The following is an 11,815-nucleotide window of genomic DNA, read 5'->3' as shown; positions in this document are numbered from 1 at the left end:
AACTCCGGGGCGACCCGGGTTGTGCGCAAGCCGGCGCTGCCTATACTCGATCCTGGGTGCGCCGCTGCGCGCGCCCGGGATCCCGCCCTGAAGGAGCCGCCGCCATGAACATCCGCCTCGGCAATGCCGATCTCGTCCTGATCCTCGCGCTCGCGCTGGGTGGCGCGATCCTGCTCGCGATGCGCTTCCGGCCGCAGACCTGGCGCGGCCTCGTGTTCGAGGCACTGCTGGCGAATCTGGCGGCCGTCGCCGCCGTCCTCACGGTCGAGGCGCTGCTCGCCTGAACCGGCACACCCCGCTTCGTCAGGCGGTCATCCGCGCGCGCAGCGCGCCGTAGGCCGGGCCGACCGTATCGATCGCGTCCAGCGCCTCGTCGACCGACGGCATCATGCCCGGCTCGCCGATCGACAGTGCATTCGGCGCGCCGCCGATGCCGCAATGATGGCGCGACGTCGCGACGAAAATCATCACGGTCGGCCGCTGCAGCGCGTGCGCCATGTGTACGAACCCCGTATCGACCCCCACCACGAGCGCAGCGCGGCCGAGCGCCGCGCCGAGCTCACGCACCGTCATCGCGGGCAGCACGACCGAACCCGGCGCGCGTGCGGCGATGTCCTGCGCATCGTCATGCTCGGCAGCCGATCCCCACGGCAACAGCACGCGTAGGCCACGCGCCATCATCTGCGTGGCGAGCGCGGCCCAGTGGTTGGCCGGCCATTTCTTGTCGGGGTTGGACGTCGCATGGAACAGCAGCATGAATGGGGCGCCATCGGTCACGGCGGCCGGCAGGTTCACGTCCCGCGGCGGGGCGATGCCGTACGTGGCGATACCCTCGGGCGCGTAGCCGAGCGCCTCGCCGGCGCTCACGCGCATCCCGTGCCACGCGTCGCAGTTCGGCCGCGGGCCGAAACGATGCGAATACGCGAAGCGTGCGCCCGTTTCGCCGAGATCCTGCGTCTGGTAGCCGACCCGGCGCGCGGCGCGCGCGAGCGCCGAGATGATCGCGCTCTTGTAGACGCCGTGCAGGTCGATCACCGCATCGTAGCGATGCGCCCGCAGCGCGCCGATCGACGCCGTGATCGCCTTCAGGTCGCCGCGATTGCGCATCTTCTTGAAACGGCGCAGCGGCGCGCCCAGGACACGGCTGACGCCCGGATGCCAGCGCACGACCTCCGCGCACGATTCATCCACTGCCCAGTCGACCGTTACGCCGGGAAAGGCGCGATGCAGATCCGCGACGACGGGTAGCGTCTGGACTACGTCGCCGAGCGACGTCACTTTCACGATGAGGATACGTTTCACGATGTGTGGAGATAAGCCAGTCAATTTGGCATGCTCACGATGGTTACATGCGCAGACATTACGTGAAATTACTTTTGCAACAAAATGCATCTCCTTTCGGGAACATTCTCGCTCCCCGCCCGCATCCGGTTCTTTTTATAATTCGATCTTTGCCTGCCGGCCCGCGCCGATGCCACGCCCCGCCCTTCCCGCCCTGTTTCCCGCCCTCACCCGTCGTTCGCTGAGGATCTGGCGCCAGTACGGCGTGTTCTGGCTCGGTGCGATCGTCGTCGGCCTCGCGGCCGTACTTTACGCGCGTCTGATCGACTGGGGTTACGAAACCTTCCGCACGATGCGCGATCACGCCGCGTGGCTGCCGCTGCTGCTGACGCCGGCCATCGCCGCGCTGTCGGTATGGATCACGCGGCGCTTCTTCCGCGGCGCCGAGGGCAGCGGCATCCCGCAGGTGATCGCGACGCTGCATGCGCGCCCGAGCGCGTTCGGCTCCCGGCTGCTGACGCTGCGCATCCTGTTCGGCAAGGTGCTGGTGTCGTTCCTCGGCATCCTGGGCGGCTTCACGATCGGCCGCGAAGGGCCGACCGTGCAGGTCGGCGCGGCGCTGATGTTCAACCTGCGACGCTTCTACCCGCGCTCGAACGCGCAGATCGAACGCCAACTGGTGCTCGCCGGCGCGGCGGCCGGGCTGTCGGCCGCGTTCAATACGCCGCTCGCGGGAATCGTGTTCGCGATCGAGGAACTGACGCGCAGCTTCTCCGCGCGCGCGAGCGGCGTGCTGATCACCGCGATCATCCTCGCCGGCGTCGTCGCGCTCGGCCTGAACGGCAACTACACGTATTTCGGCACGATCGATGCCGGCCCCCATTTCCCGAAACTGCTCGCGCTCGCCGTGCTGGTCACCGCGATCGTCACGGGGATCGCAGGCGGCCTGTTCTGCTGGCTGCTGCTCAACACAGGACGCTGGCTGCCCGCGCAGCTGCTGGGCCTGTATCGCGAGCGGCCGATCACGTTCGCCGCGCTGTGCGGCTTCGCGATTGCCGTCGTCGGCCTCGTATCGGGCGGCACGACCTTCGGCAGCGGCTATGCCGAGGCGCGCGGCCTGCTCGACGGCAGCCAGCATCTGTCGGTGTTCTATCCGTTCCTGAAGATGATTTCGATGGTGGCGTCGTACCTGCCGGGCATCCCGGGCGGGATCTTCGCGCCGTCGCTGTCGATCGGCGCCGGGTTCGGCAACCTGTTGCATCTCGTGTTCAGCAACATGAGCCTCCCGATGCTGATCGCGCTCGCGATGGTCGGCTACATGGCGGCCGTCACGCAGTCGCCGATCACGTCGTTCGTGATCGTGATGGAGATGATCAACGGTCACGCGCTCGTGATTTCGCTGATGGCCACCGCGCTGGTGTCGAGCCGCGTGTCGCGCTTCTTCGCGCCACCGCTCTACGAAACGCTCGCCCTGCGCTATCTCGCGCCGCCCGCCGCGGCCGCTGAACCGGCTGCGGCAACCGCCGCGAGCGCGACGGCGGCAACCGGCGTCACCGAGCCGCAGGATGCGGCCGCGGCGCCCGCCGATCCGCTCGACACGCTGCGCGACGAAGGCGGCAAGGGCGACGAAGCGTCCCCCGCCACCGTGCCGGCCGAAGGCGCAGCACATGCACCGGCGCCGCACGACGACGAGCCGGCCGCAGCCGGGACGCACGACCCGGCACAGCGCGGCCCGCGCGACGCTCAATAGATCACGACGGGCGCCGGCCGGTAGTACACGGGCCGCGCCGGCACGACGATGCATCCGGCCAGCGTGATCGCGACGAGCGCGATGGCGATTGCGGTTCTTTTCATCGTCCGGCTCCATCAGGCCCAGTGACCACGGGTCCAGAACCAGTTCGGACCGCGCTGGTCCCAGTGGCCCGGCACCCATTGCATACCGACGCGCTCGGCTTCCCAGTGACCGCCGATCCACACGTAGCGGCCATGCTCCCAGTGCCAGTGCCCGCGATCCCACACGTAGCCCACGCGCGAGGCCGGCACGACCTCGTAGCGCACCGGCGGCGGCGCGTTCGGCGCGACGATCACGACTTCCTCGGTGCGCACGGCGACCGGCTCGGCGACGACCACGCGGCCCTGCGGCACGACCACGGGGGTGCCGACGAGAATCTCGTCCGCATGCGCGGCAAGCGGCGCGACGACGGCTGACAGGCTCGCGGCAAGCAATGCGAGCGAAACGATACGACGTTGAACGGTAGAGACAGCCATCACAACCTCCTGGTTGAACAAGTTACGCGAGCGTATTCGTTCAATGCGGGAGGCGCGGTAACGGCCGACAGACGCCGTGTTACGGCATGCCCGAAAGTGCAACAGGGCGTAAGACGCGCACGGCGGCGAGTGCCGCCGTGCGGAGGGATACCTGCAACGGTCAGGCTTGCGGGATCTCGATCTTCACTTCGAGGACTTCGAGATCGTCCTGGCGCTCGAGGCTCACGCGGATGTCATCGTCCGAAATATGGACGTACTTCGAGATGACCGCGACCAGCTCCTTCTGCAGCGCCGGCAGGTAATCGGCCGGCGGCCGGCCGCCGACGCGCTCGTGCGCGATGATGAGCTGCAGGCGCTCCTTCGCGACCGATGCGGACTTTTTCTTCTCGCCGAGGAGAAACGAAAGGATGGACATGGGCGGCCTCCGTTACTTGCTGCCGAAGAGGCGCTGCAGCAGGCCCGGCTTCTGGTAATCAGTGAAGCGCAGCGGCTTGTCTTCGCCGAGGAAACGCGCGACGACGTCCTTGTACGCTTCCGCCACGTCAGTACCGTCGATATGCACGGCCGGCAGACCCTGGTTCGATGCATGCAGCACGGCTTCCGACTCGGGCACCACGCCGATCAGCTTGATGCGCAGGATCTCGCTGATGTCCTCGAGCGACAGCATCTCGCCTTCGCTGACGCGCTTGGGGCTGTAGCGCGTGATCAGCAGGTGTTCCTTGATCGGATCCTTGCCTTCGGTCGCGCGCTTCGTCTTCGACGACAGGATGCCGAGAATGCGATCCGAGTCACGCACCGACGACACTTCCGGGTTCGTGACGATCAGCGCTTCGTCCGCGAAGTACATCGCGTGCAGTGCGCCCGCCTCGATACCGGCCGGCGAATCGCAGACGATGTATTCGAAGTCCATCGCGACCAGGTCGTTCAGCACCTTCTCGACGCCGTCACGCGTGAGCGCATCCTTGTCGCGCGTCTGCGACGCCGGCAGGATGAACAGGTTCTCGCACTTCTTGTCCTTGATCAGCGCCTGGTTCAGGTTCGCTTCGCCCTGGATCACGTTCACGAGGTCGTACACCACGCGGCGCTCGCAGCCCATGATGAGATCGAGGTTACGCAGGCCGACGTCGAAGTCGATCACGGCCGTCTTGTGGCCGCGCAGCGCGAGACCGGACGCAAAGCTCGCGCTCGTCGTCGTCTTGCCCACGCCGCCCTTGCCCGAGGTCACCACGATGATTTTTGCCATTTACCCAATACCCTGTGTTCGTCAATGAGAGCCGATCGATCCGGAGCGCACCGCGTGTCTTACGTCAGGCGCAGCGGTTCGATCATCAGTTTTTCCTCTTCGAGCCGGATCTGCACCGATTTGCCCAGTACTTCGGCGGGCAACGGGTTCTCGGTTGTTCGATAGATACCCGCGATCGAAATCAGTTCCGGCTCGAGACACGTGCAGAAAATGCGCGCGTCGTGATTGCCGTGCACGCCCGCGAGTGCGCGGCCGCGCAACGGCGCGTAGATGTGGATATTGCCTTCCGCGATGATCTCCGCGCCGTGACTGACCGGCGCGAGCACCACGAGGTCTCCTTTCGCGTAAATCTGCTGCCCCGAACGCAACGGCCGGTCGATCACCAGCGTCTGGCCGCCGGCCTGCACAGGCGTCGGCGCGGGCTCCGACGGCTGTTCGGGCGCCGCTGCGGCTGCCGCAGCGGCGGCGGGCTCGACGGCTGGCACAGCCGCCGGCTCCGCTTCGTCGGCAGGTTTTGCGGCCGGCGCGCGGCGATCGCGCGCCTCCAGCAACGGCAGGCCGGCTTCCCCCGCCCAGCCCTGCGTTGCCAGTGCGACGACGCCCACCGGACGCATCCGCACGTCGTTCAGCATCTGGCGGATGTCCGCGAGCGCGACGCGTTCGCCGTCAGCCAGGCGGCGGACGTCGATCGCGACGACATCGTCGGCGAAAAACTCGGGAGTCGCTTCGAAGCGCTTGACCAGTTCGGTACGCAACGCATCGAGATCGGTCGTCTTCACGGTGAACAGCAACGTATCGACCGATCCGCTGCGCAGCTCGAAGAATGGCGATTTTTTAAGCGACATGGACACTCTGCAAAAATTTTTTGCGTATTTTACAGGCGTCCACGCGCGCGGCCATTATTTTTGGGGAACCGGGTGGCGGCGGCCCGGGCGGGCGCGCAACCGGCAGGCGGGCAGGCAAGCGGGCGACCCCATCCTCATCGCGCCGTGCGGCCCGCGTTCTGACGTCACGTCAGTGCTTCATCTGCGATACGTACAGCGATTTCATCGCGCCGGGCATCCGTGCGATCGGTGCGTGTTCGCCGGTATTGCCGAAACCCGCCCGCTCGTAGAAGCGGATCGCGTTGCGGTTCGCATCGGCAATCCACGCGTAGACGTCCTGGGCACCGCGCTCGGCGAGCCAGGCGGTGGCCGTCTCCAGCAGCAGCACGCCGCCGCGCAGATGACGCACCGCATGCGCCACCCACAGCTCGCTGACGAACGCACGCCGATCGGGCGTATTGTCGAAATACGCGCCGATCATGCCGGCCGGATGGCCTTCGGTATACAGCAGGAAAGTCGTCGACTCGTCGGACACGGCGCGCTGCGCGGCAATCGCCGACGCCGCGTCCGTTTCGACGTTCAGCAATTCGGCCTCCGGCGCTTCGCCGGGCGCGTAGGGCTCGCGCAGCGATGCGGCGCGGAGTTCGCGATACACGCCGCCCTGGTCGGCAACGATACGACGAACGGTCAAGGTCGAACTCATGCAGGCACAGCCCCCTTCGGACAGCAAGCTACTAGCTTCAACCGAAAGCGGGGCATGAGTCAAATCGTTATTTTCAAATGACAGCGCGAATCGAAAGGCAGCACGCACCGCCGGCGGCCAGTCGGCCCGTTCGTGTGCAGGTGCAGCATCGCGATGCCGATGCGTGCCGCCGAAAGACGGTTGCGACGGCCTCGTTCGACGCATGGCGCCCGTCGCCTTGCGACATCAGGCAATCGCCCGTCCGGCCCTGCGGATTTCAGCATGGATGTCGTAATGATCCGTAAGATTGGCAACCCTAAAATCGGTATCAAGAGTACCTGCCGCCCTCCGCATATTGCATCGCAACATTTGTTGCGAGCCCGTGGCGTCACCACCCGCACGCGTCACGACACGCCATCCGTCTGACAAACCAGTCGGCCGTACGGGTCGATCCGGCGTTCCCCGCATGTTTCAATCAGCGTGCGCGACCCCTTCCCTGCCTGCGCCACACACACTCGCCCGTTTGGAGCCGCGCGCCTAGTGCCGGAGTTTGGCAACCGTGCGCGTGGGTCGTATAACAGGCAGAACCGGGTGACGATCCGGCTCGACCGCGCGTGCTTCGCGGACCCACGAGAATTCGAACAACCGTGCAGGCGGCCGCCCTCGGGCCGGCCGGCAGGAGGGAGACAATGGCAATGACCCACGGATCGGCTTCGGGCTGGTCGGATGGCAAGCGTTACCTGTGGCTGCTCGGCGCGCTGACGATCACGCTGCCGATCCTCGCCGCCCAGCTCGCGCTGTCGACGGGCCTGCACGTGTTCTGGTGGTTCGGCCCGCTGTTCGCGTTCGGCGTGATCCCGATCCTCGACACGCTGATCGGCGACGATCGCGACAACCCGCCCGAGGACGTCGTGCCGCATCTCGAACGGGAGCGCTACTACCGGTTGATCGTCTATCTCGCGACCCTCGTCGAATACGTCGCGTTCTTCGCGTGCGTCTGGATCGTCGGCACGCATGCGCTCGCCTGGTACGACTACGTCGGCTTCGCGCTGTCGCTCGGCGCCGCGACGGGCATCTCGATCAATACCGCGCACGAACTCGGGCACAAGACCGACCGCTTCGAGCGCTGGCTCGCGAAGATCACGCTCGCGCCGGTCGCATACGGCCACTTCTACGTCGAGCACAACCGCGGGCACCACGTGCGCGTCGCGACGGCGGAGGATCCGGCGAGCGCGCGCTACGGCGAATCGTTCTGGGCCTTCCTGCCGCGCACCGTGACCGGCAGCATCCGCTCGGCGTGGCGGCTCGAGAAGGCGCGCCTCGAACGGCTCGGGCATTCGCCGTGGACCTGGCGCAACGAAGTGCTGCACGCGTGGGCGATGACCGTCGTCGTGTGGGCCATCGCGATCGCGATGGCCGGCAAGGTCGTGATTCCGTTCCTCGTGATCCAGGCCGTCTACGGCGCGTCGCTGCTCGAAGTCGTGAACTACGTCGAGCATTACGGGCTCGGCCGCCGCAAGCTGCCGAACGGCCGCTACGAACGCTGCACGCCGCAGCATTCGTGGAACAGCAATCACGTCGTCACCAACCTGTTCCTGTACCAGTTGCAGCGGCACGCCGACCACCATGCGAATCCGACGCGCTCGTACCAGGCGCTGCGCCACTTCGACGATGCGCCGCAACTGCCGGCCGGCTACGCGACGATGATCCTGTTCGCGTACGTGCCGCCGCTCTGGTATCGCGTGATGAATCCGCGCGTCGTCGCGCACTACGGCGGCAACATGGCGCAGTCGAACATCAAGCCGTCGATCCGCGCCCGGGTGCTCGCGCAGTATCCGGCCGCGGCGTGATCGCGGAGGACGGGCCGGGGTCGATCGGCACAGGCGCGCCGCTGAAAGCCGGCGCCGCGCCGGCCCCGGTTCCATCGAAGTCCGGCGCGACGGCCGCCGCCGTCACGCCATTTCCGGCAGCCTGAACACGGCCACCGCATGGCGCAGCGCGCTCGCCTGCTCGGCCAGCGCCTGCGTCGCGGCCGAGGCCTGCTCGACGAGCGCCGCGTTGCGCTGCGTCGCTTCGTCCATCTGCGTCACCGCGATGTTCACCTGCTGGATGCCGCCGCTCTGCTCCTGCGACGCGGACGAGATCTCGCCGACGATCGTCGTGACGCGCTGCACCGCGCCGACGATCTCGTGAATCGATTCGCCCGCCCGGCCGATCAGCACGGCGCCCTCGTCGACCCGCTTCGTCGACTGCTCGATGAGCCCCTTGATCTCCTTCGCAGCCGCGGCGCTGCGTTGCGCGAGCGTGCGCACTTCCGCCGCGACGACCGCGAAGCCGCGCCCCTGTTCGCCCGCGCGGGCCGCCTCGACCGCTGCGTTCAGCGCGAGGATGTTGGTCTGGAACGCGATGCCGTCGATCACCGCGATGATCTCGCCGACCTTGGCGGAGCTGTCGGCGATGCCGTTCATCGTGCCGACGGCATCCGTCATCACGCCGCCGCCCGCCGCCGCGATGTTCGACGCGTCGTGCGCCAGCTGCGCCGCGTGCTGCGCGTGCTCGGCCGACTGGCGGACGATGCCCGTGAGTTCGGTCATGCTGGCAGCCGTCTCTTCGAGCGACGCGGCCTGCGCCTCGGTCCGCGCCGACAGGTCGTGATTGCCCGACGCGATCTGGGCGCTCGCCGTCGCGACGGCTTCGGCATGCGTGCGCACTTCGAGCACGACGCCCGACAGGCTCGTCTGCATCGTCTGCAACGCGCGCAGCAGATCGGCGATCTCGTCGCGGCCGGCCGCGTCGACGTCGCGCGTCAGGTCGCCTTCGGCGACGGCCTGCGCGCACGCCACCGCACGGTCGAGCGGACGCAGGATCGCGCGGCTGAACAGGAATGCGCCGACCATCGCGACGCCGAGCACGACCAGCATCAGCACGAGGCTCGCGGTCGTGGCGTGCTGCGCGTCGCGGCTCGCCTGCGCCGACACCGCGGCGCTCTCGTCGGCGATCGACTTCGCGGCCCGCTCCAGCAGCGCCGCCGGCTCGCGGTCCACGCCCGCCACCGCGGCATCGCCCGCCGACGGCTCGAAGCCGGCCGCCTTGAACGCGTCGAACCCGCGCCGGTAACCCTCGCCCATCGCCGTGTGCGCGCGCATGAACTGCTCGACGAGCGAGCGGCTCTCGCCGGGCGGCAACTGGTGAACGAGCTGCGCGGCGAGCATGTCGACCGTCCGCTCGCGCGTCTGGAACGCCTGCCAATACTTGTCGAGCTTGTCGGGCTGCTTGCCGCGCAACAGCGTGTCCTTCCATTCCTGCACTTGCAGCTTGAACTGGACGAGCGTGGCCGACACGAGCCGCTCCTCGCCGACGTTCGTCTGCACGTCGTCGGCGAACGTATCGATCGACCGATTGAGAATGTGGATACCGTACAGCGCGCCACAGAACATCAGCAGCAGCGCGACAGCGAATGCGAGGGGAATCTTGTAGCTCAGCTTCATGGGACCTTGAATCGACGGGGAACGATGCGATCCGGCACGAGCGCCGGCCGCCGCCCCGTGTTAACGGCCCGGGAAGCGCGGGCTTAAAGCTGAAGAAAGCGGCAAAGGCCGGACGCGTGTATCGAGGCAGGCCAGTGCGCTCAGGTGGGATGCGTGGCGCGCGGCCCGATTGTCGCGCCCCTGCGCGGGCCGCCATCCAGCAGCGCACGACGACGATCGACGGTACGCCGAGTACGATCCTTGCGGTCGCGTTGGACAGGTAGTGGCGCGGCCACCTTGGGTCGGCGTCGGCACGATCGTCGCGGCATTCAGCACGATCGATGCTGCGTTTGCCATTCAGCGCGGCTGTATCGAGGACGCGGCACGATCATGCATGCGGTGGGCGCCCCCGCATCTGCACGATCCGAATTGCCGAAGGTCGAGCTGTTGCCACTACAACCGCTTGCGACTCGACGCACGCACCGCGAACCCAAAACGAAAAACCCCTTGATCCTTCCGGATCAAGGGGCTTCGTATTTTGGCGGAGAGGGTGGGATTCGAACCCACGGTACGGGGAAACCGTACGCCTGATTTCGAGTCAGGTACATTCGACCACTCTGCCACCTCTCCTTCCTTGCTGCATCTCGCGGCTGGTCGTTTCCGCGAGAAAAAGATTATAAGACGATCGCTTCGCAGCTGACAAGCCCTTTCTGCAATTTTTTTTGCGAGGGCTTTGAAGGCCGCGTTACGACGCCTGTGCCGGCGCGTCGATACGCTCGATGCCGCCCATGTACGGACGCAGCGCTTCCGGCACCGTGACCGAGCCGTCCGCGTTCTGGTAGTTCTCCAGCACCGCGACGAGCGTGCGGCCGACGGCGAGACCCGAGCCGTTCAGCGTATGCACGAGCTCCGGCTTGCCCTGCGCGTTGCGGAAACGCGCCTGCATCCGGCGCGCCTGGAACGCTTCGGTGTTCGAGCAGCTCGAGATCTCGCGATAGGTGTTCTGCGCAGGCAGCCACACTTCGAGATCGAACGTCTTCGCGGCCGAGAAACCCATGTCGCCCGTGCACAGCGTGATCACGCGGTACGGCAGGCCGAGCTTCTGCAGGATCGCTTCCGCATGGCCGACCATCTCGTCGAGCGCGGCGTACGACGTTTCCGGCGCGACGACCTGCACCATCTCGACTTTGTCGAACTGGTGCTGGCGAATCATGCCGCGCGTGTCGCGGCCGTACGAACCGGCTTCCGAGCGGAAGCACGGGGAATGCGCGGTCAGCTTGATCGGCAGGGCGGACGCGTCGACGATCGACTCGCGCACGGTGTTGGTCAGCGAGATTTCCGACGTGGAGATCAGGTATTGCGTGACCTTGTTGTCCTCGCCGCCCTTCTCGACGCGGAACATGTCGTCCGCGAACTTCGGCAGCTGGCCCGTGCCGTACAGGATCTCGGGGTTCACGATGTACGGCGTATACGTCTCGGTGTAGCCGTGCTGCTGCGTGTGCGTGTCGATCATGAACTGCGCGAGCGCGCGGTGCAGGCGCGCGATCGAGCCGCGCAGCATCGTGAAGCGCGCGCCGGCGAGCTTCGCGCCGGTCTCGAAATCGAGGCCGAGCGGCGTGCCGACGTCGACGTGATCCTTCACCTCGAAATCGAACTGGCGCGGCGTGCCCCAGCGGCGCACCTCGACGTTGTCGGCTTCGTCCTTGCCGACCGGCACGCTTTCATGCGCGACGTTCGGCATGCCCAGCATCAGGTCGGACAGGCGCGCCTGGATCTCGCCGAGCTTGGCTTCTCCCGCCTTCATTTCGTCGCCGATCCCGCCGACCTCGGCCATCACGGCCGACGTGTCCTCGCCCTTCCCCTTCATCGCGCCGATCTGCTTCGACAGGCTGTTGCGGCGCGCCTGGAGCTCTTCGGTGCGGGTCTGGATCGCGCGGCGTTCCGCTTCGAGCGCGGAGAAGGCGGCGATGTCGAGGGTGTAGCCGCGATCGGCGAGGCGCTGGGCGACGCCGTCGAGGTCTTTGCGCAGCAACTGGATGTCGAGCATGGG

The 11,815-nt window shown here is 67.0% G+C and carries 11 protein-coding genes and 1 tRNA gene; 3 read left to right on the top strand and 9 right to left on the bottom strand.

Features of this window, described 5'->3' with window-relative positions:
• The first annotated feature begins 104 nt into the window (after window positions 1-104).
• The gene (locus tag CFB40_RS05005) at window positions 105-284 is read left to right on the top strand and encodes a hypothetical protein (RefSeq protein WP_089430744.1); all 180 of its coding nucleotides are present in this window, start codon (window positions 105-107) and stop codon (window positions 282-284) included.
• 19 nt (window positions 285-303) lie between these two features.
• On the opposite strand, the gene waaC is transcribed toward CFB40_RS05005, so the two are convergent.
• Entirely contained in the window at window positions 304-1,302 is a 999-nt protein-coding gene (gene waaC, locus CFB40_RS05000; protein ID WP_089430743.1) for a lipopolysaccharide heptosyltransferase I, read from the bottom strand.
• 169 nt (window positions 1,303-1,471) lie between these two features.
• Here waaC and CFB40_RS04995 point away from each other — a divergent pair, with 169 nt between their 5' ends.
• Window positions 1,472-3,031, top strand: a complete 1,560-nt coding sequence (locus tag CFB40_RS04995; RefSeq protein ID WP_089430742.1) for a chloride channel protein — start codon at window positions 1,472-1,474, stop codon at window positions 3,029-3,031.
• 116 nt (window positions 3,032-3,147) lie between these two features.
• On the opposite strand, the gene CFB40_RS04990 is transcribed toward CFB40_RS04995, so the two are convergent.
• From CFB40_RS04990 to CFB40_RS04970, 5 genes are all read right to left on the bottom strand, one after another.
• Complete coding sequence (locus CFB40_RS04990; RefSeq protein ID WP_089424737.1) at window positions 3,148-3,549, bottom strand: YXWGXW repeat-containing protein; 402 nt, start codon at window positions 3,547-3,549, stop codon at window positions 3,148-3,150.
• 160 nt (window positions 3,550-3,709) lie between these two features.
• Window positions 3,710-3,964 (bottom strand): cell division topological specificity factor MinE, encoded by a 255-nt coding sequence (gene minE / locus CFB40_RS04985; protein ID WP_006476634.1) that lies wholly within the window; start codon window positions 3,962-3,964, stop codon window positions 3,710-3,712.
• A gap of 12 nt (window positions 3,965-3,976) precedes the next feature.
• Window positions 3,977-4,792, bottom strand: a complete 816-nt coding sequence (minD, locus tag CFB40_RS04980; RefSeq protein ID WP_046545140.1) for a septum site-determining protein MinD — start codon at window positions 4,790-4,792, stop codon at window positions 3,977-3,979.
• Between the two features lie 59 nt (window positions 4,793-4,851).
• The gene (minC, locus tag CFB40_RS04975) at window positions 4,852-5,637 is read right to left on the bottom strand and encodes a septum site-determining protein MinC (protein ID WP_089424736.1); all 786 of its coding nucleotides are present in this window, start codon (window positions 5,635-5,637) and stop codon (window positions 4,852-4,854) included.
• Window positions 5,638-5,806: 169 nt separating this feature from the next.
• Window positions 5,807-6,319, bottom strand: coding sequence for a GNAT family N-acetyltransferase (locus CFB40_RS04970; protein WP_174968547.1), 513 nt, complete (start codon window positions 6,317-6,319; stop codon window positions 5,807-5,809).
• Between the two features lie 668 nt (window positions 6,320-6,987).
• Between CFB40_RS04970 and CFB40_RS04965 the strand changes: the two genes are divergently transcribed.
• Entirely contained in the window at window positions 6,988-8,148 is a 1,161-nt protein-coding gene (locus CFB40_RS04965) for an alkane 1-monooxygenase (RefSeq protein WP_089430741.1), read from the top strand.
• A 102-nt stretch (window positions 8,149-8,250) separates the two neighbouring features.
• Here CFB40_RS04965 and CFB40_RS04960 read toward each other — a convergent pair whose 3' ends face one another.
• The 3 genes from CFB40_RS04960 to serS all read right to left on the bottom strand — a co-directional run bounded on the left by CFB40_RS04960 (window position 8,251) and on the right by serS (window position 11,812).
• Window positions 8,251-9,786: a methyl-accepting chemotaxis protein gene (locus CFB40_RS04960; protein ID WP_089430740.1), complete on the bottom strand. Its 1,536-nt coding sequence runs from the start codon at window positions 9,784-9,786 to the stop codon at window positions 8,251-8,253.
• 518 nt (window positions 9,787-10,304) lie between these two features.
• Window positions 10,305-10,395, bottom strand: a tRNA-Ser gene (locus tag CFB40_RS04955).
• 115 nt (window positions 10,396-10,510) lie between these two features.
• A complete protein-coding gene (gene serS, locus CFB40_RS04950) occupies window positions 10,511-11,812 on the bottom strand; it encodes a serine--tRNA ligase (protein WP_089424732.1) in 1,302 nt (433 codons plus the stop codon).
• Between the last annotated feature and the right edge of the window lie 3 nt (window positions 11,813-11,815).

Source organism: Burkholderia sp. AU31652, from assembly GCF_002223155.1.
GTDB lineage: Bacteria > Pseudomonadota > Gammaproteobacteria > Burkholderiales > Burkholderiaceae > Burkholderia.
The sequence above is the reverse complement of the archived record's forward strand: the minus strand, read 5'-3'. Positions and strand labels throughout refer to the sequence as shown.

Bases quoted from the DNA above. Each gene is read 5' to 3' on its own strand.
- CFB40_RS05005 (WP_089430744.1), top strand. From the start codon at position 105: ATGAACATCCGCCTCGGCAATGCCGATCTCGTCCTGATCCTCGCGCTC.
- CFB40_RS04995 (WP_089430742.1), top strand. From the start codon at position 1,472: ATGCCACGCCCCGCCCTTCCCGCCCTGTTTCCCGCCCTCACCCGTCGT.
- CFB40_RS04990 (WP_089424737.1), bottom strand. From the start codon at position 3,549: ATGGCTGTCTCTACCGTTCAACGTCGTATCGTTTCGCTCGCATTGCTT.
- minE (WP_006476634.1), bottom strand. From the start codon at position 3,964: ATGTCCATCCTTTCGTTTCTCCTCGGCGAGAAGAAAAAGTCCGCATCG.
- minD (WP_046545140.1), bottom strand. From the start codon at position 4,792: ATGGCAAAAATCATCGTGGTGACCTCGGGCAAGGGCGGCGTGGGCAAG.
- minC (WP_089424736.1), bottom strand. From the start codon at position 5,637: ATGTCGCTTAAAAAATCGCCATTCTTCGAGCTGCGCAGCGGATCGGTC.
- CFB40_RS04970 (WP_174968547.1), bottom strand. From the start codon at position 6,319: ATGAGTTCGACCTTGACCGTTCGTCGTATCGTTGCCGACCAGGGCGGC.
- CFB40_RS04965 (WP_089430741.1), top strand. From the start codon at position 6,988: ATGGCAATGACCCACGGATCGGCTTCGGGCTGGTCGGATGGCAAGCGT.
- CFB40_RS04960 (WP_089430740.1), bottom strand. From the start codon at position 9,786: ATGAAGCTGAGCTACAAGATTCCCCTCGCATTCGCTGTCGCGCTGCTG.
- serS (WP_089424732.1), bottom strand. From the start codon at position 11,812: ATGCTCGACATCCAGTTGCTGCGCAAAGACCTCGACGGCGTCGCCCAG.